We start from the raw sequence: 20,865 nt of genomic DNA on the forward strand, positions 1-20,865 counted from the left end.
CGACTTGCATGTATTAGGCACGCCGCCAGCGTTCGTCCTGAGCCAGGATCAAACTCTCCGAAGAAAATTTGTGACTCAATTTGTTGCTGACTTCAAAAATTTAAAACGTTTGGTACGCTTTTGGTTTTGTTTAGTTTTCAAAGAACTTTTTGTGTCGCGTTCTCTCGAAGCGACCCCTTCAATATATCATTCATCACTATGTTTCGTCAACAACTTTTTTTAAAAAGTTTTATGTGACGTCATCAGCGACGTTTATTAATATACCACCCACTCTAAAGGGTGTCAACAAAAAAAATTAGAACAAGCGAAACAATCCGCCTGTTCTAAGATAAGATCACCATTTTTATAATGATTAATGCAGCAACACCCGGCAAACCAAGCAATCCAGAAATACCCGCAGTCGTCAGATTAATGGGGATGTGCAGCCCTATGCTTGTACCAAATGCATTAATGAAAAATAAAAATAATGCACCTATTACAACTTTCACAAGCACTTGACCTGCCCATCGCATGGATCTGAGCGGTGCGCCCGCAACAAGCAGCAGGATGATGATTCCTCCGAGAATGGAAAAAACGTAGACGGGTTCCATTCCACCACTCACTTTCATTATTACTTTCTAAATATCTATGAAAGCCTGGTGAAAATAGAACAAGCTATTTCTTGCCGATTGTAATATTTCTCTTTTTTGCTTCTCTTAATAAGAAGAAGTATTTAGATTGAGCAACTTTTAATGCATACAGTATTTCAGGAGACGGCTCCACACTTTTATCAACAAGCTGTTTTTGACGATTCCAGTCATCTTTCATATAAATGAGATCATCCACCAGCAGCTGATCATATTCTTTTCTGAGCCAGCCTTTTCTGCGAAAAAACAATCAAACTTCCCCTCTCCGGCCATCCCGATATTAAAGCTCGCGTCTGCCTTCCAGAGCTTTTGATAAAGTTACTTCATCCGCATATTCCAGATCTCCGCCTACAGGAAGGCCATGTGCTATCCGCGTCATTTTAATTCCTGTCGGCTTTAAAAGCCTGGAGATATACATAGCTGTTGCTTCACCCTCAATGTTAGGATTGGTAGCAAGTATGATTTCCTGCACCGTATCATCCTGAAGTCTTTTCAGCAGTTCAGGAATCTTGATATCCTCAGGTCCGATGCCGTCCATAGGAGAGATTGCACCTTGAAGCACGTGATACAGTCCAGAGTATTCTTTCATTTTTTCCATTGCGATGACGTCTTTTGGATCCTGAACGACACAAATGACGGTTTTATCTCTTCTTTGGTCTTCACAGATATAACAGGGATCCTGATCTGTAATATGGCCGCACACAGAACAGTACGTTAGATTTCTTTTGGCATTGACCAAAGCCTTTGCGAAATCCAGTACAACATCTTCTTTCATATTCAGTACAAAAAAAGCCAGACGAACGGCCGTCTTCGGGCCAATTCCTGGCAGTTTCATAAAGCTGTCAATCAGCTTTGATATCGGTTCAGGATAATGCATTCCATTCCTCCTAGAACATGCCTGGCAAGTTCATGCCTTTTGTAAATTTGCCCATTGTATCGTTTGTGAGCTCATCCATTTTCTTCAGAGCATCATTTGTAGCAGCAAGAACTAAATCTTGAAGCATATCGATATCTTCCGGATCTACAACTTCCTCTTTAATGTTTACATCGATGACTTCTTTGTTTCCATTAATCGTAACAGTGACCATCCCGCCGCCAGCTGTTCCTTCGATTGTTTTTTCAGCCAGTTCTTCTTGCGCTTTGGCCATATCTTTCTGCATTTTTTGCATTTGTTTCATCATTTTTTGCATGTTGCCCATTCCGCCACGGTTCATAATAAATCTCCTCCAATATTAATCTTTTATTTCAATGAGATCTGTACCCACTAGTTTTTTTGCTTCAGCTATGAGCGGATCCTCGTCTTCATCAGGTGAATCGCCGTCCTCATTCTGACGCTGATCACGTATGTAATCTTCTCTTATTTTACCCCATTCTTGTTCTGGAACGCCAACCATTTCCATGTTTCGTCCCGTTAATTCCAAAAGAATGGCTTCCATATTGCTGCGGACCTGATTGTTGTTGTCCGCTACCATTTTACAATGGATTTCATATTTAAACTTTAACACAAATGCCGTTTCTGATGCAGCTACAGGTTCACTGTCTGTCAGAAGGGCTGCATGTGATACTTTGTTTTGTCTGCGCAAATAATCAAGCAGCTCTCCCCAGCGGCTCTTTATAGCTGCCAGGTTTTGTTTAGTAGCATCTTTCAGAATTTCCTGAATCCTGCCTGCTGGCACTTTGTACCCGCTTCGGACAGCTTTAGGGGCCTTTTGTTCACTTTGCGGCGCTTGCTGTCCGCTGATTGTGATTCCCTGTTTTTTCAGAAGCTCTAATTCATTTGCAAGTTTCTTTACTGTCGCTTCAAGCTCAGTATGATTTTCATTCCCGCCAGGCTGAACAGCTTTTGCCTCATGCTCGGAAAGCTTAACAATTGCCACCTCAAGGAAAATACGGGGGTGATTTGTCCATTTCATTTCCTGCTGGCTTTTGTTCAGCACATCAATTGCATGGTATATGGTACCGGAAGGCATCTGTTTAGATAATTCCACAAACTGTTCATCCACTGTAACCCGCTCTAAAACTTCCTCAAGCTGCGGTGCTGTTTGATACAGCAGCAGATCCCGGTAGTAGTAGATAAAATCTTCTACAAGTTTAGATGCATCCTTTCCCTGATTCATCAGTTCATCTAAAGCCTGCAGAGCACCAGATACATTTTTATTGAACATGGCATGAATTAATTCGCCTATCATCGCCTGTGAGACCGAGCCTGTTATGAGCAGAGCATCGTCTAATGTCACGGTTTCATCACTGAAGGAAATGGCCTGATCAAGCAAACTCAAGGCATCACGCATTCCTCCGTCCGCTGCACTGGCTATGACCTGAAGGGCAGCAGTATCAGCTTCTATCTCCTGATCTTTGGTGATCTCCTGCATTCTCCCGACAATTGCAGCCGCTGTAATTCGTTTGAAATCGAATCTCTGACACCTGGAGATAATCGTCAGCGGGATTTTGTGGGGTTCTGTCGTGGCTAATATAAAGATGACATGCTTAGGCGGTTCTTCAAGCGTTTTTAACAAGGCATTGAAAGCTCCAATTGAGAGCATGTGCACTTCATCAACGATATAAACCTTATATTTCACCGAAGACGGTGCATATTTTACTTTATCGCGTATATCCCGTATTTCATCTACTCCGTTATTTGAAGCAGCATCTATTTCAATCACATCGGAAATGGAACCATCTGTGATGCCAAGGCATGCAGAACATTCATTGCACGGTTCCGCAACAGGAGCTTTTTCGCAATTGACTGTTTTCGCAAAAATCTTGGCCGCACTCGTTTTTCCTGTTCCTCTTGGTCCGGAAAAAAGATAGGCATGCGAGAATTTTTCTTGCAGCAGGGCATTTTGAAGCGTTCTTGTAATATGTTCTTGACCTACGACATCATGAAATTGCTGCGGCCGCCAAACACGGTATAAAGCCTGGTAACTCACATAACGCCCTCCTTCAAATTCATCTCTTCTATTATACCTTATGGAATTAGTATTTTACAAAGGGGACAACAAGAAAAGCGGAACCGACTGGTCAGACCCGACAGACAGATAAGAAATCACCCAAAAAGTCCGGGTTTGACTTTTTGGGGGATTTTGTTCTGGCCGAGGGACTAGGAGGTGGAGCTAGACAACACCGAAAAGCGGAATCGCCCGTTTAGCTCAAGCATGTCAGATAAGGATCAGCCAGTGAAGGCGCTTTTTGCTAATGCTTGCTGATCCGTTCTGGCCGAGGAGTTGGGCGATGGAGCTGGACAACGAAGTGCAAAATACTTTTTTTACAAAATAAAAAACCCACCCTGCAAGAGGATGGGTTGTTCATTATAAATTAAACTGCCGTGCACCTTCCGTCGATTAGTGTCCATAAGCGTTACTTAAGCAGTTAGCTCGGCCCAGGCAACCCTGCGGCACATGAGAGGTTCCACTTAATGCTGCTTCCTTCCGGACCTGACATGGTTCATGGATTCCCATTGCGCAGGACCCAGACGTCAACACCACTTACTTAAGGCAGGCCCTACAGACAGCTAACCTCGGGAAAGGGATTCGGCCTCGCTAGAGCGGATTGCGAGTACAGGGCACCGCTACCTCCCCGCTTAGCACGGCAAAATTGATACCTGATTAAGGTGCGCCGTTTAGTACGACGCATAACCTAGTATATAGTCTTTTAGAGAAAAATGCAATATCCAGCTACTGTAAATTTTTTGAAGCAGTCTTTTCAGCTTTTTTCTTTTTTCTTAAATCCCTGAAGAAATCGCTGAGCATATTGCCGCATTCATCTTCAAGCACCCCTTTAGTCACTTCAACCTGGTGATTAAATCTTTTTTCATCCAGAAGATTCATAAGGGTTCCCGCACATCCGCCTTTTGGATCTGCAGCGCCGTAAACCACTCTTTTCACTCTCGAAAGAACAATCGCCCCCGCGCACATCGGACAAGGCTCAAGGGTTACATAAAGCGTCGAATCCTCAAGTCTCCACGTACCCATTGAGGCGCACGCCTGATCAATCGCAATCATTTCCGCATGGGCAATCGACCTTTGCTCACTTTCTCTTAGATTATAGCCGGATCCTACGATTTCATCGTTATGTACGATGACCGCACCGATTGGAACTTCGCCGATTGCCTTTGCTTTTAATGCTTCTTTTATTGCAAGCTCCATATATAACGTGTCCTTATTCATCATGTACTCCTTATAGATTTATTCATTATGGCACAAGCTAATCTCAGTAAAGGAGAGATGACGCCTTGGATAAAAAAGAGACCTGTGCCCTGCTCATTATAGATATGATAAATAATTTTAAGTTTAAGCATGGTGAAGTGCTGGCTGATGAAGCCAAACAAGTTTCTGAAAACATTTTTTCGTTAAAAAAGAAAATGCAGGCGAAAAAATGTCCCATCATTTATATAAATGATCATTATAAGTTATGGCAGGCTGATTTTCAAAAGATTTCTGAAAAGTGCACAAATGAATTGAGCAGACCCATCATCGAACAGCTCTATCCGGATGATACGGACTTTTTCTTAATCAAGCCCATGCATTCAGCTTTTTATGGAACTGCCTTAAACATGCTTCTCGACAACCTGGAAGTGGATCATCTTATTTTGACAGGCATAGCCGGAAATATCTGTGTTCTTTTTTCAGCCAATGATGCCTATATGAGGGGTTATAAACTCTCCGTTCCGTCTGACTGCATTGCTTCAAATGACAAACAAGATAATGAATATGCTCTGCGCATGATGAAAAATGTCCTTCAGGCAGATATAGGCGATTCCCGTCAAATAAAAATATAACATGCTGACGCTCGTTCCTTCATAAGATGTATCAGAGAGATTATGACGAATGAGTGAGGGGAATCAATATGCAGATACATATTGTCCGGGAAGGACAAACTTTATATGGGATAGCCCAAGCTTACAGCACGACCGCTGAAGAGATTATCCGGACAAATGAAATACCTAATCCAGGCCAGCTTGTCATCGGGCAGACAATCGTCATTCCGATAAAAGGACGATTTTATTGGGTGCAGCCAGGAGATACATTGTGGTCAATCAGCAGGAGATACGGTTCAACTCCAAAGGAATTATCTGAAGTTAACCAAATCTCGATCAACAGTCCGCTTCAAATAGGGTTCAGGCTCTATATTCCCGACCGGCCAAAACAAAAAGCAGAATTCAACGCTTATATTGAACCTTCCGGAAATCAGGTAAGTCCTGAACTGGAAGAAAGCGCCCGTGAAGCAGCACCCTATTTAACCTACCTCGGACCGTTCAGCTTCCGCATTCAAAAGGATGGCACTCTAAAAGAGCCGCTCTTAAATGACTTTGCTAATATCGCCAAAAACAATAGAGTCACATTAATGATGATCGTGACGAATTTAGATGATGAGGGTTTCAGCGACGAAATCGGACGAATCGTTCTTAATAATCAGGATGTCCAGAATAAGCTTCTCAATAACATCGTCGAAACCGCTAAGAAATACGGCTTCCGCGATATCCATTTCGATATGGAGTATTTAAGGCCAGTAGACAGAGAAGCCTATAACCGTTTTTTAAGAAAAGCAAAAGCCCGCTTTAAGAAAGAAGGCTGGCTCATTTCTACGGCACTGGCTCCTAAAACAAGTGCAGATCAAAAAGGAAAATGGTACGAGGCGCATGATTATAAAGCACACGGCGAAATTGTCGATTTTGTAGTAGTGATGACCTACGAATGGGGCTATAGCGGCGGACCGCCAATGGCTGTCTCGCCGATTGGACCGGTTCGGGATGTCCTTGAGTACACCCTGACTGAAATACCGGCAAATAAAATCATGATGGGGCAGAATTTATACGGATACGACTGGACCTTGCCGTTTAAGCCTGGGGGAGAATTCGCAAAAGCCATCAGCCCTCAGCAGGCCATCCGCTTGGCAAGTCAGTATAATGTCCCCATTCAATATGATATGAAAGCACAGGCTCCTCACTTCAACTATCGCGATAAGGAAGGAAGAGAGCATGAAGTCTGGTTTGAGGATGCCCGTTCCATACAGGCTAAATTTGATCTAATGAAAGAATTAAAGCTGAGAGGAATGAGCTATTGGAAACTCGGGCTCTCATTCCCGCAAAACTGGTTATTGATTGCAGATAACTTCGACGTTGTAAAAACACCAACATAAAAAGCAGCCTGATCCGGCTGCTTTTTTTAAGAGATAAGAAAGTTTAAAATTTTGCGCTTCGATGGCAAGCGGAGTCGCTCAGGCTCCTCGGCCAGAACGGCTCCGAAAGTATTGGCAAAAAGCGCCTTTACTGGCGGAGCCTTATCTGTCATGCCTGAGCTAAACGGGCGCTTGCGCTTTTCTTATTTTTCAACCCATGTATACATGTAATCGGCATCTTCTATCTTTTTAGCCTGTTTGACGATTTTAAGCGGACGGAACGTATCAATCATCACTGCAAGCTCAAGTGTTTCTTTTTTCCCGATGCTTGCTTCCGTTTTTCCCGGATGAGGACCATGCGGTATTCCGCTCGGATGAAGCGTGATGGACCCCTGTTTGATTCCTTTTCGGCTCATAAAATTTCCTTCTACATAATAAAGCAGTTCATCGCTGTTGACATTACTGTGATAGTAAGGTGCCGGAATTGATTCAGGATGATAATCGTACATTCTCGGAACGAAGGAGCAGACAACGAAATTGTGGCCTTCAAATGTTTGATGAACAGGCGGCGGCTGATGAATCCGTCCTGTAATCGGCTCAAAATCCTCGATATTAAATGCCCACGGATACAAGTAGCCGTCCCACCCCGCTACATCAAAAGGATGGTGGTTAAAGGTATGCTTATGCATATAGCCCCTGGATTTCGTCAGCACTTCAAACTCGCCTCTTGCTTCAAACGTCAGCAGCTGTTCCGGTCCCCGAAAATCCCTTTCGCAAAACGGACTATGCTCTAAAAGCTGGCCGTATTCATTCCGATATCGTTTAGGAGTTGTAATCTGGCTGAACGATTCGATAAAAAGGAACTTTGTTTCCGCTTCAGGAACAATACGATAGATTGTGCCGATTGGGATGTTAATGTAATCTCCCGGACGGTATGTGATGACGCCGAACATCGTCTCAATCGTTCCATTCCCAAAATGAACAAAAAGCAATTCATCTCCATCACCATTCCGGTAATAAGACTCCATCGGTTTTCCTGCAAGAACTGTGCCTATTAAGAGATCGTCATTCCCAAGGATATACTCTCTAGCCTCAAAAGCATCCCCCTTAGATTGCAGAGCGTCTGTAAAGAAATGCCTGTGCTTCAAGGAATCCATCTGTTCATATTCAGGGAGATAGGAATGAAGAAGCTCTGATTTCGCAACCTCTGTAGGCATGTAGTGATGATACAGAATGGATTGTGTGCCTGAAAACCCCTTCGTCCCCATAACCTGCTCCCGATAAAGGCTACCGTCTTCTTTTTTAAACATCGTATGTCTCTTATGCGGGATTTTGCCTAACGCGCGATAATACATGCTCTCACCTGCTTTTAGCTGCAATTTTATTTTTCAGCGAGCCCATACCTTCTATTGTTAATTCGATCTCATCTCCCGGTCTTAAATATCGATGCACTTCTTCCCCAAGCTCTAGAATACACCCGGTTCCAACGGTCCCTGAGCCAATCACTTCCCCTGGATATAAGGTGACCCCTGCAGAAGCCCGTTCAATCATTTGGGCAAATGAATAATAGATATCTTTTAAATTCCCTTTTGATATCTCTTTTCCATTAACAGCCGCTGTCATCGTTAAATCATACCGATCTCCTGTCTTATGTGGATGAAGCTCATGTTTTGACACAAGGTATGGTCCAAGCGAGGTCGCGAAATCCTTTCCTTTCGCAGGACCTAGACCCACTTTCATCTCTTCTTTTTGAAGATCACGCGCACTCCAGTCATTCATGATGCAGTACCCAAAAATGTACGCGTCTGCTTCACTTGCCGGGATGTCACGCCCTTCCTTTCCAATAACACAGGCAATCTCAAGTTCATAATCAAGAGCACGGCAGCCAGGAGGCACTTCAATCCTTTCATCTGGCCCCTTCACTGCCAGGTGATTTGTAAAATAAAACACCGGAAATTGATACCACTCTGGAATGACATCAAGCCCTCTTTTCTGGCGGGCGGTTTTCACATGGTCTTCAAATGCATAAAAATCGCGAATGCTCACCGGCCTTGGAATAGGCGCAGACAGCTTAACCTCTGAAAGCCTGTAAACTCCCTGATCCTCCTCTTTAAACGGATTCATTGCATGAATAGATGGCAGATATCGATCATGCTCTGCTAAAAATTCTTGAATAGATTGAGGCAGGAAACCCCGGCTGACAGCATGCATATCAATGACCAGATCATCTCCCTGAAGCCATCCCGCCGCCTGTCTGCCGGACGCGGTTTGAAATGTCACAAACTTCATTTAGATTTCACCTTCTTATAATCTCAAACGTATCTGTCATTGGTTTTGTATACATGTGTCCGGCAAGACGCCCGATCGGCTTTAAGTGACTAGTAATAATTTTCCCTTCATAGAAAAGAGCATCATCGACATGGATATGCTTCACCTTGCCAATGACAAGACTGCCTGATCCCGCTTTCTCTCCAAAATGCAAGACTTCATGCAGCTCGCATTCCAGGTGAACCAGGCTTTCTTTGACGCGAGGAGGGGCAACTCCCTTGCTATTTGCCTTCGTCAGCCCGCTTTGAACAAATTCATCCACTTCCGGTTCAAAATCGCCTGCACAGCGATTCATTTGTTCTGCTATCTGCTCACTCACAATATTGATGACAAATTCCTTCGTTTTTTCAATATTGATAAGAGTATCTTTTTTCGATCCATCTGTCCCTTTTCTCATAGGAGAGAAGCAAACCATCATCGGTTCTGCTGAGATCGCGGTAAAAAAACTGAACGGAGCCAAGTTTGCCGCTCCTTTTTCATCAATAGTCGACACGAAAGCGATAGGCCTTGGCAAGATCGAGCCAATCATTAATTTATAGGCGTCTTTCCAGTGAAGCGACTCGGGCATGACATCCATCTTTATCACCTTGCTTTCAGGGGGATTAAGTGCTTATAAATTTCCGCGTCGCTCCTGCTCCCGCTCGATTGATTCAAAAAGCGCTTTAAAGTTGCCGTCCCCGAAGCCTTTCGCTCCTTTTCTCTGAATCACTTCTATAAAGACTGTCGGACGATCGACAATCGGCTTGGTGAAAATCTGCAGCAAATACCCTTCATCGTCACGGTCTACTAAAATGTTAAGTTCTTTCAGCTTATCAATCTCTTCATCAATATCTCCGACACGTTCGCTGAGGGTTTCATAATAAGTCTCAGGCGTATTCAGGAATTCCACGCCATTTTTCTTTAAAATAGCTACAGTAGATACAATATCTTCTGTTAAAATTGCAAGATGCTGTACACCTGGTCCTTTAAAAAACTCAAGGTACTCCTGAATTTGTGATTTGCGTTTTCCCTCTGCAGGCTCATTAATAGGAAATTTAATCCGCCCTCCATTATGCATAACCTTCGACATAAGAGATGAATATTCTGTGCTGATATCTGAATCTGTAAAATGACGCATTTCTTTAAAGCCCATTACTTTTTCATAATAAGAAACCCATTCCTGCATACTCTCTACATTTCCGACAACATGGTCGACTCCGATGATTCCTGCTTCTGTATAAGGAATCTTCATTTCAGCCGCTTCAAATCCCGGCATAAATGCACCCTTGTATTCTTTTCTCTCTATTAAAGAATGAATGGTGTCTCCGTATGTACCAATTACGGCTTTTTTAACGGATCCTAGTTCATCCTTCAGCTCAAATGGCGGTGTAATCGCAATGGCTCCTCTAGATACAGCTTCATTGTAAGCCTTTTCAACATTATCAACGACTAAAGCTATGTCTCTGACACCGTCCCCATGCTTCTTGACGAATTCAGCTACGCGTGAGGTATCGTTTAAAGAACCTGTAATAACTAAGCGTACTTTCTGCTGCTGCAGCACATAGGAAACGGTTTCCCTGTTCCCTGTCTCAAGTCCTGAATAGGCGACGATTTTAAAACCGAAGGCTGTACAGAAATAATGAGCCGACTGCTTGGCATTGCCTGAATACATTTCCAGATAATCAACATCTTTCACCGGAAAAAAATCTTCAACCTGACTGTCCATCGCTGCTGTTTCCTCACGCATATAAATCCCTCCATTTTATGAATATTATTACTATTCCGAATACATCATACGGAAAAAGCAGAGATGGAAGCAAGAGTGCTGAGTAAAGCTATAACGCTTTTCTGCAATGATGCAAACCCTATTCCATCCGCTGGTGCATTCGCATAAAACCCGTACAACTATGAGAGGATAATTGGAAACTTTTCTTTTTTGTAAAAAGCTTACTCTTTTCATATTGTCACTGTGATACAATAAAATTTGTCTGTTTTGATAGATTTTTTTGCGTAGGAGGACCCGTGATGAATGGCGTACCGTTTATTACCGTGGAAGGACCGATTGGTGTTGGGAAAACTTCGCTTGCACGAGCGATAGCAGAACACTATCAATTTCATTTGCTGAAAGAGATTGTGGATGAGAATCCGTTTCTCGGCAAATTTTATGAAAACATTGAAGAGTGGAGTTTCCAGACAGAAATGTTCTTCCTGTGTAATCGATATAAACAGCTTGAAGATATTGCACAGTTATTTTTGAAAAAGAGTCAGCCTGTTGTGGCAGATTATCATATTTATAAAAATCTTATTTTCGCAAAGCGCACTCTTAAAAATGAACAATACGATAAATACCTGGATATTTATTCAATTTTAACAAGCGACATGCCAAAGCCGAACTTGATCATTTACTTGAATGCAAGTCTTGATACATTGCTTAACCGCATTGATATGCGCGGAAGGGAGATCGAGAAAAAGATCGATCCCGGCTATTTAAAGCAGTTATCAGAGGATTACGAAGTGGCCATGTCACAATGGGAAAAAGAACACCCATCCATCCCCGTACTGAGATTCAGCGGAGATGAGCTTGATTTTGTACAAAACGAAAAAGATTTAACCTATATATTTAAACGCCTGGATGAATCTTTACATGAAGGAGTTACCAGTAAATGAACTTGAGAGAGAAATACAGCATTCCCCACAACGCCGTCATTACCATAGCGGGAACAGTCGGTGTAGGAAAATCAACGATGACAAATGCCCTTGCAAATGCACTTAATTTCCGCACCTCATTTGAAAAAGTAGATACAAACCCTTATCTTGATAAATTTTATGCGGATTTTGAAAGATGGAGCTTTCATCTGCAAATCTATTTCCTTGCTGAAAGATTCAAAGAGCAAAAGCGGATTTTTGAATACGGCGGAGGCTTTATCCAAGATCGATCGATCTATGAAGACACTGGCATTTTTGCCAAAATGCATTATGAAAAAGGCACGATGACAGAAGTCGATTATGAAACATACACGAATTTATTCGATGCGATGGTCATGACACCTTACTTCCCTCATCCTGATCTTTTGATTTATTTAGAAGGCAGCCTTGAGGATATTTTATCCCGCATCAAAGAACGCGGACGTCCGATGGAGCAGCAGACTCCAATTGCATATTGGGAAGAGATGCACCGCCGCTATGAGGATTGGATCAATAATTTTAATGCATGTCCTGTTTTGCGCTTGAACATAAACGATTATGACATTATGGCAAACGAAGGTTCAATTGAACCGATTGTCGAACGTGTCGGACATTTTATAGAGCAGACAAGATTACTTAAAAAATAACCGGTTTACTCCGGTTATTTTTTTTGCAGTTATTTATGTATTAAGAAAAAATCCATACAAAAAACCTGCAGCAATGTATGCTGCAGGTTTTATCAATCTCCAATACTTATGCGCTAAACATTGGATTTTATATGTAAGATGGAGGAGGTAGAGGGATTCGAACCCCCGCGGGATTTGACTCCCCTGTCGGTTTTCAAGACCGATCCCTTCAGCCGGACTTGGGTATACCTCCCTGCTGACAAGAACTAATATAACATATTGATTTTGGGCTTGTCAACGATTCTAAAAAACTTTTTCAAAAAAATTTAAGGAAGGGCCAAAACGGATTTTAGCCCCTTCTTGAATGGTTATTATTATCGTGAAATGACTTCTCTATTCCCCATATATGGACGCAATACTTCAGGAATAATAACAGTTCCATCCTCCTGCTGATAATTCTCGAGAATGGCGGCAACTGTTCTGCCAATCGCAAGACCAGATCCGTTCAGTGTATGAACAAATTCAGGTTTTCCTTTAGGCTCACGTCTGAAACGGATTCCTGCGCGCCGCGCCTGAAAGGCTTCAAAATTACTGCAAGATGAAATTTCGCGGTATGTTTCCTGGCTCGGTATCCATACTTCAATGTCATATTTCTTTGCTGCCGTAAATCCAAGATCTGCTGTACACATTCTAAGCACACGATAAGGCAGACCCAAAAGCTGAAGAACTTTCTCTGCATGTCCTGTCAGTTTTTCAAGCTCATCATAAGAATCTTCAGGTTTAACAAATTTCACAAGCTCTACTTTATTAAACTGATGCTGGCGGATTAATCCTCTAGTATCTCTGCCTGCAGAGCCAGCCTCAGAACGGAAGCAAGAGCTGTAAGCCGCATAATTGACCGGAAGCTGATCGATAGAGAGAATCTCTTCTCGGTGCATGTTAGTTACAGGCACTTCAGCTGTAGGAATTAAAAAGTAATCTTCGCCCGCAATTTTAAATGCATCTTCTTCAAATTTAGGCAGCTGGCCTGTTCCAGTCATGCTGTCACGATTTACGATATACGGAGGCAGCACTTCTGTATAGCCGTGTTCATCGATATGCAAATCAAGCATAAAACTGATCAGAGCACGCTCTAGACGTGCACCTAAGCCGCGGTAGAAAACAAAACGGCTGCCGGTTACTTTACCCGCACGTTCAAAATCTAAAATTCCAAGGTGATCGGCAACATCCCAGTGAGGTTTTGGTTCATATGCAAATGCAGGAACTTCTCCCCATTCGCGGTGAAGAATATTGTCATCTTCCGTCTCGCCTACCGGCACACTTTCATGCGGAATATTTGGAATAGACAGCATTAACGTTTCAAGCTCTGCCTCAACCACGCGAAGCTCATCATCCATTTCTTTCACGCGGTCGCCAACTTCACGCATTTCTTTTATTAAATGATCAGCATCCTGTTTTTCACGTTTTAACACAGCAATTTGACCTGAAACTTCATTTCGCTTGCTTTTAAATACTTCTACTTTTGAAATCAGTTCACGGCGTTTTTGATCAAGCTCCTCAAACTTGCTGAAGTCGCCTAAATCCTCTCCGCGATGAGACAGTTTTTCTTTTACTTCTTCAAAATTAGCGCGCAAATATTTAATATCCAGCATGACAAAACTCCTTTTTATGTTTTTTTGCAAATAAAAAAACTCCCGTCCCCTGGTAAAGGGACGGAAGTTATATCCGCGTTGCCACCCTAATTGAAGGCAGATTGCCTTCCTCTTAAGCAGGATAACGGCCTGTACCGGACATGTCTACTCTCCGAAAATTTCAACATCTCATTCAAGGATGGATTCACAAGGATCTAACACCGATTTTCACCAGCCACCGGCTCTCTAAGAAAGAAGCACTTGCTACTATTTCCTGTCGTCATGTTTTTCATGTTCAATTAAGTAATTCATAATTTACTACAAGTTTGATACGGTTGCAAGGTTTTTATACACTTAATTTTGCTTTTGTATTTTCAACCATGCGCACAAACAGCCCAGTCATCCGGTGATCATCTGTTAATTCGGGATGAAACGAACAGCCCAGGAACTGTCCTTGACGTGCTGCAACGATTCTTCCGTTATGCTTAGACAGAATTTCCACATCTTCTCCAACTTCGACAATATGAGGAGCCCTGATAAATACACCAACGAAATCTTCAGCAACATCCGTAATATTCAGTTCTGCTTCAAAGCTTTCGCGCTGACGCCCAAATGAGTTTCTCTCAACGGTAACATCCATTACTCCAAGATGTCCTTCGTTGTAACCCACTATGTTTTTAGCAAGAAGAATTAAGCCTGCACAGGTTCCAAACATCGGCTTTCCCTGCTCAGCGAAGGCTTTGAGCGGACCCATGAACTCATATTTATCAATCAGGCGGCGCATCGTTGTGCTCTCTCCGCCTGGCATAATGAGCCCGTCCAATTCATCAAGCTGCTCAGGACGCTTAACAACGACTCCTTCTGCACCGCTTGCCTCTATTGATCGGATATGTTCTCTTACAGCACCTTGAAGGCCTAATACACCAATTTTAAGCATTGTATTCTACTCCTTTATAATTACCAGCCGCGCTCTTGCATTCTGTTCTCAGGAAGCAAAGTTGAGATCTCAATGCCTTTCATTGCTGTTCCAAGTCCCTTTGAAAGACTTGCAATCAGTTCATAATCCTGATAGTGAGTTGTTGCTTCAACGATCGCACGGGCAAATTTTGCAGGGTTTTCTGATTTGAAGATACCTGAACCAACGAATACACCATCTGCTCCTAATTGCATCATTAGAGCAGCATCTGCCGGAGTTGCAATTCCGCCTGCTGCAAAGTTTACAACCGGAAGGCGACCCTCATGCTTGATTTGAAGAAGAAGCTCATAAGGCGCGCCTAACAGCTTCGCTTCTGTCATTAATTCATCCGTGCTCATTCCAATGATTCTGCGCACTTGGCCATTTACTTTACGCATGTGGCGAACAGCCTCAACGATATTTCCTGTACCAGGCTCGCCTTTTGTGCGGAGCATAGAAGCGCCCTCAGCAATACGTCTAGTAGCTTCTCCTAAATCGCGGCATCCGCAAACAAATGGAACTGTATAATCACGTTTATTTAAATGATACTCTTCATCAGCAGGAGTCAATACTTCACTTTCATCAATGTAATCGACACCCATCGCTTCTAATATGCGAGCTTCCACAATGTGGCCAATACGTGCTTTTGCCATAACTGGAACCGTTACAGCCTTCATCACTTCTTCAACAATTGTAGGATCTGCCATACGGGCAACTCCGCCCGCTGCACGGATGTCAGCAGGAACGCGCTCAAGTGCCATTACAGCAACTGCTCCAGCTTCCTCAGCGATCTTTGCTTGCTCTGCATTGACTACGTCCATAATGACGCCGCCTTTTTGCATTTCTGCCATTCCGCGTTTTACACGATCTGTACCTGTGTTATTCATTCTATATCCCCCTCATATTATGTAAAATTTCATTTTGCACATATAACTTATTCTATCCTAAGTTATTAAAAAATCCTATCAAAATTAAAGGGATTATTAAAACAATTCGCACAAAGAAAAGCGGAGCCGTCCGTTTAGCTCCGACAGACAGATAAGAATTCACCCGAAAAGTCCGGTTTTGACTTTTTGGGGGAATTTGTTCTGGCCGAGGAGTTGGGCGGTGGAGCTAGACAATTAGAAAAGCGGAGCCGCCCGTTTCAATCCTAATATATCCATATATGTAAAAAAGACTTACTCATATCGAGTAAGTCTTCTTTCAATTAAAACCAGCCTGTCACAGTGTCTGTCACTGTTCCCCAAAGACCGCCGAAGAATCCGCCGATTCCTCTCATGGATAAAACAAACCAATTGGCTTTTTCAACACCGCTTTTTGTGACGAGATCAACATTAGCTTCGCTTTTTTCTTCTAAGAAGCCCAAATCTTGGCCTTTACCTGTGTATTTTACAGTCATATAGCCGATTTTCTCGCCTTTTTTGACTGGAGCCTGTACTTCATTGTCTGCATTAACCTTTTTTTGATCAAAGACGTAGTTTGGCTCATATGATTCCTTTTCACCATTCTTAACAACAAGGTTAAGAGGCTCTTTTGTTGCTACAGCTACTTCTTTTTCTTTCCCTTTCACAACGGAGAGGTCAGATTTATTTTTAATTTGATAGTTTTCAGGATAAACTTCTTCCATCTTGAAATTGTTATATGCATAATCGATCATTTTTTTCGTTTCTTTAAAACGAGGAGTATGAAGGCTGCCGTCATCACTTGCAGCGTTTAAAACGACAGTAATTACGCGCATGCCGTTTCGCTCAGCAGTCGCTGTAAACGAAGAACCTGCTGATTTAGTAGAACCCGTTTTTAAACCGTCTACACCTTCTGTTTCAAATAACAAACCTTCAAGCATCCAGTTCCAGTTATCCATTTTGATTGCATCTTCTGTGCCTTCTCTGAATACTTTTCTCGGAGTACTTGCTGTCTCTAATACTTCTGGATAATCATTTATTAATTTTTGAGAAAGCAGCGCCATATCGCGTGCTGACATTTTATTCTCGGCATCTGCTGTCGTGCCATCAGGATGCATTCCTGCTAGATCTCCATTTTCTAAACCTGTTGAGTTCACAAATTCGAAGTTTTTAAGACCAAGCTCTTTAGCTTTTTCATTCATTAATTTTACGAAATTAGACTCAGATCCTGAAACGATTTCTGCTAAAGCAATAGCTGCTCCGTTTGCAGAATAAATGCTCATTGCTTCATAAAGCTCTTTTACATTGTATGTACCGTCTTTTCGTAATGGGACGTTGGACAGTCCGCGGTTTTGTGAAATTCTATAGACATAATCACTTGGGGTGTATGTTTGATCCCACTTGATTTTCCCTTTATCAACTGCTTCAAGAACTAAGTATTCTGTCATGATTTTAGCCATACTTGCAATCGGAAGCAGATCGTCTGCATTTTTCCCGTATAGAATTTTACCTGTAGACGCTTCTACTAAAATTGCACCTTTTGCATTCACTCCAACTGCATCATTTTCTGCCGCAGATGCCTGTGCTGCCGGCAAAATAACTGTTATTGCCAGAACAGCAGCTAACAGCACGGACAGCAAACGCTTAAACTTCATGTTGCTCAAATTCATAACCTCCACCGTTTTTTTATCTATTTTTATATTCAATTATTGACCTGAGTGACAAACAACAAAGTCGATTTTATCACACTATGATCAAAAAAAATAGACAGAGTCTGAGACTCTGTCCTAAAGATTGAACATTGTATTACATTTCAGGTAAATCGACCTAGAAACGCTTATGAAAGCGAATAGTTCGGTGATTCTTTTGTAATTTGAACATCATGAGGATGGCTTTCGCGAAGACCTGCACCCGTCATGCGGACAAACTGTGAATTCTCACGAAGCTCTTCTAAGTTTGCCGTTCCGCAATATCCCATACCAGAGCGAATACCGCCGACCAGCTGATAAATCGTATCTGAAAGAGGTCCTTTATAAGGAGTTCTTCCTTCAATGCCTTCTGGAACAAATTTCTTGTTGTCTTCCTGGAAGTAACGGTCTTTGCTTCCTTTTTCCATCGCGCCCACAGAACCCATGCCGCGGTAGACCTTAAATCGTCTTCCCTGGTAAATTTCTGTTTCGCCCGGGCTTTCTGACGTACCTGCCAAAAGACTGCCAAGCATAACGGCATGACCGCCTGATGCTAATGCTTTTACGATATCGCCTGAATATTTAATTCCGCCATCTGCGATAATAGTAATGCCTAGCTTGCGTGCTTCCGTCGCACAATCATAAACAGCTGTGATTTGAGGTACACCTACACCTGCTACAACACGGGTTGTACAAATAGACCCAGGTCCGATGCCTACCTTTACGACGTTTGCTCCAGCTTCTGCAAGTTCTCTTGTAGCGGCAGCTGTTGCAACATTTCCTGCAATAATATTCAGATCAGGGTATTCGTTTCTGATCGTTCTGACCATATCGATAACGCCCTTTGAGTGGCCATGGGCTGTATCTAACACAATTGCATCAACGTTAGCCTCAACCAGCTTTTTAACACGAAGCATGGTATCTGCCGTAACACCTACTGCAGCACCGACAAGCAAACGTCCATGCTCATCTTTTGCTGAATGCGGGAACTCAATTACTTTTTCGATATCTTTAATCGTGATTAATCCTTTTAATACACCTTGGTCATCAACCAGCGGAAGTTTTTCAATTTTATGCTTTTGCAGAATGCTTTCTGCTTCTTTAAGAGTTGTTCCGACGTCTGCCGTTACTAAGTTTTCTTTCGTCATCACATCAGAGATCTTGATCGAGAAGTCTTGAATAAATCTCATGTCACGATTTGTAATAATGCCTACAAGCTTCTGCTCATCCACATTATTTACTACAGGTACACCTGAAATGCGGTATTTACCCATTAAATGCTCTGCATCAAAAACTTGATGATCCGGAGTTAAAAAGAATGGATTTGTAATAACGCCTCTTTCAGAACGTTTTACCTTGTCAACCTGCTCTGCCTGCTGTTCAATCGACATGTTCTTGTGAATGATGCCCATTCCGCCTTGTCTTGCCATCGCAATCGCAAGCTGAGCTTCAGTAACAGTATCCATACCGGCACTAATGATTGGGACATTCAGCTTTAATGTTGGTGTTAAATTCACACTTAAGTTCACGTCTCTTGGAAGAACCTCGGACTTAGCTGGTACAAGCAATACATCATCAAACGTTAAGCCTTCTTTTAAAAATTTACTTTCCCACATCATTAAATCCCCCTCTTAACGGCAAAATATTATTAGTAGATTAACAACTAGCCAACCCACTGTCAAGAACAGGCAAAAGAGTTTAAAAATTTCGAAAAAAGAAAGGGGAGCTGCTGGATGATGAAAACAGACGTCTGGAACCAGTTAAAATCATATCAATCAACAGAAACAGTCCAAAAATTTCTGGAAAAATGTTATAAAAAAAATCAGCAGCCGACACCTGCCGAATTATCCTATCAAAACAGCTACCCTTTTGTTTACCACCTAAAGCATGCTGAAAACTTTTATCTTACATCTGCAAGTGCCGCACTGCCCGTACAGCCTATGCTCCTGTTCTACGGAATGTCTCAGCTTATGAAAGCATGTATCTTAACATTAGATCCTGAATATCCCGCAACATCATCTGTTCTTGCACATGGAGTCTCAACAAGAAAACGGAAAAAACAGCAATACCGCTTTTTGCAGGATGAAGTGAAGATACAAAGAAATGGTTTATTTGCTCACGCAGCGTCTCATTTATATAAGCTTGAACATGTAGAAAATGATAAGTACTCCATGCAGGAGCTTTTAAAAAGAATACCTGAACTGAGCGATTTATTCAGCAGACATAAAGATAAAAACGTTCATATTGCATCCCGATATGAAAACAAGCAAATACATATTCCAGTTGAAGCGGCCGCCTCTTATCATATGACACCTGAAAGGCTGCTTGAATACCTGAATTATCATTTTCAATTAAGCGGAGAAAGCTATTCTGAACACAGCATCACTTGTCATCCGCCAGATCGTTTCAGCGCTTTCTACAGTCTGCCATTTCTGTACAATGGACAAACAGACGATTATACCTTGCCTGCATCCTTGAATGATCTTAATGGATTGCCTGAATTTATGGCTCATTACTTATTGCTGTATAACTTAAGCATGATCTCTAGATATGAAACCGAGTGGTGGTACGAACTGATGCTAAGCCATTCACAGGACGACTATGTATTCATCGTCCGTTTTCTTGAAGTCACGAAAGAAAAAATACCTCAGTTTGCGCTTGCGTTTTTGAATGAATTGTGGGGAAAGGGGTAAGTGCGTGTTATGTATTGCAGCACTGGATAATTAATATCCGTTTGCGGAGAGTGATACAGCGTTCCTGGATTGTTAGAACACTCCATCGGAGAGTAAAACCGAGTTTGCGGAGAGTAAGCCTGTGCAGTTCTTTAAAATAAGTTCTTTTTCTGCTACACAGGATTCGTCGCCTGCTGAAACAGCAGCTTTCCTATTTATGCTAGCTCACCGGCCATTTGTGCTCGCTCCCTGAAATTCATGCTCGTCTAAGCTCCTTTTCTGCTCGCCAAGTAAGATTTATGCCCGTTCAGCCAACTTATTTCAAACACAGGCAGCATTTGAAATAAGTTCTCTCTTTTTCCATATAAAAAAAGAACAGCATCTCTGCTGTTCTCCTTTTATGCGTGCCTGGCAACGTCCTACTCTCACAGGGGGAAACCCCCAACTACCATCGGCGCTAAAGAGCTTAACTTCCGTGTTCGGCATGGGAACGGGTGTGACCTCTTTGCCATCATCACCAGACAATATGCAACTAGAAAGAGTTATTCTTTCAAAACTAAATAACGTATGATAACAAGTTTCACTTAAATGTTACACTTTATTAGACTGTGGTTAAGTCCTCGAACGATTAGTATCTGTCAGCTCCACACGTCACC

The 20,865-nt window shown here is 42.4% G+C and carries 20 protein-coding genes, 1 tRNA gene, 2 rRNA genes, 1 other RNA gene and 1 other annotated feature; of the genes, 5 read left to right on the plus strand and 19 right to left on the minus strand.

The genetic code is table 11. The annotated features are described in order from the left end of the window. The 8 genes from GJU41_RS23980 to tadA all read right to left on the minus strand — a co-directional run. Positions 1-64: ribosomal RNA gene (locus GJU41_RS23980) — 16S ribosomal RNA — on the minus strand; the annotation flags it as partial. 259 nt (positions 65-323) lie between these two features. Then, positions 324-590: a pro-sigmaK processing inhibitor BofA family protein gene (locus GJU41_RS23985; RefSeq protein WP_070875721.1), complete on the minus strand. Its 267-nt coding sequence runs from the start codon at positions 588-590 to the stop codon at positions 324-326. A gap of 64 nt (positions 591-654) precedes the next feature. After that, positions 655-876: a YaaL family protein gene (locus tag GJU41_RS23990; RefSeq protein WP_070875720.1), complete on the minus strand. Its 222-nt coding sequence runs from the start codon at positions 874-876 to the stop codon at positions 655-657. Between the two features lie 30 nt (positions 877-906). Next, positions 907-1,503, minus strand: a complete 597-nt coding sequence (recR, locus tag GJU41_RS23995) for a recombination mediator RecR (protein ID WP_070875719.1) — start codon at positions 1,501-1,503, stop codon at positions 907-909. Positions 1,504-1,513: 10 nt separating this feature from the next. Next, on the minus strand, positions 1,514-1,840 hold the full coding sequence (locus tag GJU41_RS24000; protein WP_070875718.1) for a YbaB/EbfC family nucleoid-associated protein: 327 nt from the start codon (positions 1,838-1,840) through the stop codon (positions 1,514-1,516). An 18-nt stretch (positions 1,841-1,858) separates the two neighbouring features. Then, entirely contained in the window at positions 1,859-3,556 is a 1,698-nt protein-coding gene (dnaX, locus tag GJU41_RS24005) for a DNA polymerase III subunit gamma/tau (RefSeq protein ID WP_170292901.1), read from the minus strand. Positions 3,557-3,949: 393 nt separating this feature from the next. Further along, positions 3,950-4,215: signal recognition particle sRNA large type (gene ffs, locus GJU41_RS24010), an RNA gene on the minus strand. Between the two features lie 85 nt (positions 4,216-4,300). Then, the gene (gene tadA, locus GJU41_RS24015; RefSeq protein WP_154319786.1) at positions 4,301-4,792 is read right to left on the minus strand and encodes a tRNA adenosine(34) deaminase TadA; all 492 of its coding nucleotides are present in this window, start codon (positions 4,790-4,792) and stop codon (positions 4,301-4,303) included. Between the two features lie 65 nt (positions 4,793-4,857). Between tadA and GJU41_RS24020 the strand changes: the two genes are divergently transcribed. Next, positions 4,858-5,403: a cysteine hydrolase family protein gene (locus GJU41_RS24020; protein ID WP_154319787.1), complete on the plus strand. Its 546-nt coding sequence runs from the start codon at positions 4,858-4,860 to the stop codon at positions 5,401-5,403. 68 nt (positions 5,404-5,471) lie between these two features. After that, entirely contained in the window at positions 5,472-6,764 is a 1,293-nt protein-coding gene (locus GJU41_RS24025; RefSeq protein WP_154319788.1) for a glycoside hydrolase family 18 protein, read from the plus strand. A gap of 182 nt (positions 6,765-6,946) precedes the next feature. On the opposite strand, the gene GJU41_RS24030 is transcribed toward GJU41_RS24025, so the two are convergent. From GJU41_RS24030 to hppD, 4 genes are read right to left on the minus strand one after another with little or no spacing between them, the layout of a single operon-like run. Next, positions 6,947-8,098 carry a homogentisate 1,2-dioxygenase gene (locus GJU41_RS24030; protein WP_154319789.1) on the minus strand — a complete coding sequence of 384 codons (1,152 nt, stop codon included), beginning with the start codon at positions 8,096-8,098 and terminating at the stop codon, positions 6,947-6,949. Between the two features lie 4 nt (positions 8,099-8,102). After that, on the minus strand, positions 8,103-9,032 hold the full coding sequence (locus tag GJU41_RS24035) for a fumarylacetoacetate hydrolase family protein (RefSeq protein ID WP_154319790.1): 930 nt from the start codon (positions 9,030-9,032) through the stop codon (positions 8,103-8,105). A gap of 7 nt (positions 9,033-9,039) precedes the next feature. Continuing rightward, on the minus strand, positions 9,040-9,648 hold the full coding sequence (locus tag GJU41_RS24040; RefSeq protein ID WP_070877757.1) for a flavin reductase family protein: 609 nt from the start codon (positions 9,646-9,648) through the stop codon (positions 9,040-9,042). Between the two features lie 33 nt (positions 9,649-9,681). Further along, a complete protein-coding gene (hppD, locus tag GJU41_RS24045) occupies positions 9,682-10,797 on the minus strand; it encodes a 4-hydroxyphenylpyruvate dioxygenase (RefSeq protein ID WP_070877758.1) in 1,116 nt (371 codons plus the stop codon). A 278-nt stretch (positions 10,798-11,075) separates the two neighbouring features. Between hppD and GJU41_RS24050 the strand changes: the two genes are divergently transcribed. Together GJU41_RS24050 and GJU41_RS24055 are read left to right on the plus strand one after the other, a co-directional pair. Beyond that, positions 11,076-11,717 carry a deoxynucleoside kinase gene (locus tag GJU41_RS24050; RefSeq protein ID WP_070877759.1) on the plus strand — a complete coding sequence of 214 codons (642 nt, stop codon included), beginning with the start codon at positions 11,076-11,078 and terminating at the stop codon, positions 11,715-11,717. After that, complete coding sequence (locus GJU41_RS24055) at positions 11,714-12,382, plus strand: deoxynucleoside kinase (protein ID WP_070877760.1); 669 nt, start codon at positions 11,714-11,716, stop codon at positions 12,380-12,382. The genes GJU41_RS24050 and GJU41_RS24055 overlap by 4 nt, the downstream gene beginning before the upstream one ends. Before the next feature lie 139 nt (positions 12,383-12,521). Here the strand turns inward: GJU41_RS24055 and GJU41_RS24060 are convergent. The 6 genes from GJU41_RS24060 to guaB form a co-directional block, all read right to left on the minus strand. Then, positions 12,522-12,614: transfer RNA gene (locus tag GJU41_RS24060), tRNA-Ser, on the minus strand. A 121-nt stretch (positions 12,615-12,735) separates the two neighbouring features. Further along, on the minus strand, positions 12,736-14,013 hold the full coding sequence (gene serS, locus GJU41_RS24065) for a serine--tRNA ligase (protein ID WP_070877761.1): 1,278 nt from the start codon (positions 14,011-14,013) through the stop codon (positions 12,736-12,738). A 53-nt stretch (positions 14,014-14,066) separates the two neighbouring features. After that, positions 14,067-14,282, minus strand: a binding site (T-box leader). 56 nt (positions 14,283-14,338) lie between these two features. Continuing rightward, on the minus strand, positions 14,339-14,929 hold the full coding sequence (pdxT, locus tag GJU41_RS24070; protein ID WP_070877762.1) for a pyridoxal 5'-phosphate synthase glutaminase subunit PdxT: 591 nt from the start codon (positions 14,927-14,929) through the stop codon (positions 14,339-14,341). Positions 14,930-14,949: 20 nt separating this feature from the next. Next, a complete protein-coding gene (gene pdxS / locus GJU41_RS24075; protein WP_070877763.1) occupies positions 14,950-15,834 on the minus strand; it encodes a pyridoxal 5'-phosphate synthase lyase subunit PdxS in 885 nt (294 codons plus the stop codon). A gap of 320 nt (positions 15,835-16,154) precedes the next feature. Continuing rightward, positions 16,155-17,513 carry a serine hydrolase gene (locus tag GJU41_RS24080; RefSeq protein WP_396653236.1) on the minus strand — a complete coding sequence of 453 codons (1,359 nt, stop codon included), beginning with the start codon at positions 17,511-17,513 and terminating at the stop codon, positions 16,155-16,157. A 173-nt stretch (positions 17,514-17,686) separates the two neighbouring features. After that, positions 17,687-19,153: an IMP dehydrogenase gene (guaB, locus tag GJU41_RS24085; protein ID WP_070877765.1), complete on the minus strand. Its 1,467-nt coding sequence runs from the start codon at positions 19,151-19,153 to the stop codon at positions 17,687-17,689. 117 nt (positions 19,154-19,270) lie between these two features. On the opposite strand from guaB, the gene GJU41_RS24090 reads away from it, so the two are divergent. Next, positions 19,271-20,230, plus strand: coding sequence for a YaaC family protein (locus GJU41_RS24090; RefSeq protein WP_070877766.1), 960 nt, complete (start codon positions 19,271-19,273; stop codon positions 20,228-20,230). 385 nt (positions 20,231-20,615) lie between these two features. Here the strand turns inward: GJU41_RS24090 and rrf are convergent. Beyond that, positions 20,616-20,731: ribosomal RNA gene (gene rrf, locus GJU41_RS24095) — 5S ribosomal RNA — on the minus strand. Positions 20,732-20,865: the final 134 nt, after the last annotated feature.

This window comes from Metabacillus idriensis (assembly GCF_009674765.1).
GTDB classification, from domain to species: domain Bacteria; phylum Bacillota; class Bacilli; order Bacillales; family Bacillaceae; genus Bacillus_P; species Bacillus_P idriensis.

Excerpts from the sequence above, each read along its gene's own strand:
- GJU41_RS23985 (WP_070875721.1), bottom strand. The coding sequence starts at position 590 with ATGGAACCCGTCTACGTTTTTTCCATTCTCGGAGGAATCATCATCCTG.
- recR (WP_070875719.1), bottom strand. The coding sequence starts at position 1,503 with ATGCATTATCCTGAACCGATATCAAAGCTGATTGACAGCTTTATGAAA.
- GJU41_RS24000 (WP_070875718.1), bottom strand. The coding sequence starts at position 1,840 with ATGAACCGTGGCGGAATGGGCAACATGCAAAAAATGATGAAACAAATG.
- tadA (WP_154319786.1), bottom strand. The coding sequence starts at position 4,792 with ATGAATAAGGACACGTTATATATGGAGCTTGCAATAAAAGAAGCATTA.
- GJU41_RS24025 (WP_154319788.1), top strand. The coding sequence starts at position 5,472 with ATGCAGATACATATTGTCCGGGAAGGACAAACTTTATATGGGATAGCC.
- GJU41_RS24030 (WP_154319789.1), bottom strand. The coding sequence starts at position 8,098 with ATGTATTATCGCGCGTTAGGCAAAATCCCGCATAAGAGACATACGATG.
- GJU41_RS24035 (WP_154319790.1), bottom strand. The coding sequence starts at position 9,032 with ATGAAGTTTGTGACATTTCAAACCGCGTCCGGCAGACAGGCGGCGGGA.
- GJU41_RS24040 (WP_070877757.1), bottom strand. The coding sequence starts at position 9,648 with ATGGATGTCATGCCCGAGTCGCTTCACTGGAAAGACGCCTATAAATTA.
- hppD (WP_070877758.1), bottom strand. The coding sequence starts at position 10,797 with ATGCGTGAGGAAACAGCAGCGATGGACAGTCAGGTTGAAGATTTTTTT.
- GJU41_RS24050 (WP_070877759.1), top strand. The coding sequence starts at position 11,076 with ATGAATGGCGTACCGTTTATTACCGTGGAAGGACCGATTGGTGTTGGG.
- GJU41_RS24055 (WP_070877760.1), top strand. The coding sequence starts at position 11,714 with ATGAACTTGAGAGAGAAATACAGCATTCCCCACAACGCCGTCATTACC.
- serS (WP_070877761.1), bottom strand. The coding sequence starts at position 14,013 with ATGCTGGATATTAAATATTTGCGCGCTAATTTTGAAGAAGTAAAAGAA.
- pdxT (WP_070877762.1), bottom strand. The coding sequence starts at position 14,929 with ATGCTTAAAATTGGTGTATTAGGCCTTCAAGGTGCTGTAAGAGAACAT.
- pdxS (WP_070877763.1), bottom strand. The coding sequence starts at position 15,834 with ATGAATAACACAGGTACAGATCGTGTAAAACGCGGAATGGCAGAAATG.
- guaB (WP_070877765.1), bottom strand. The coding sequence starts at position 19,153 with ATGTGGGAAAGTAAATTTTTAAAAGAAGGCTTAACGTTTGATGATGTA.
- GJU41_RS24090 (WP_070877766.1), top strand. The coding sequence starts at position 19,271 with ATGATGAAAACAGACGTCTGGAACCAGTTAAAATCATATCAATCAACA.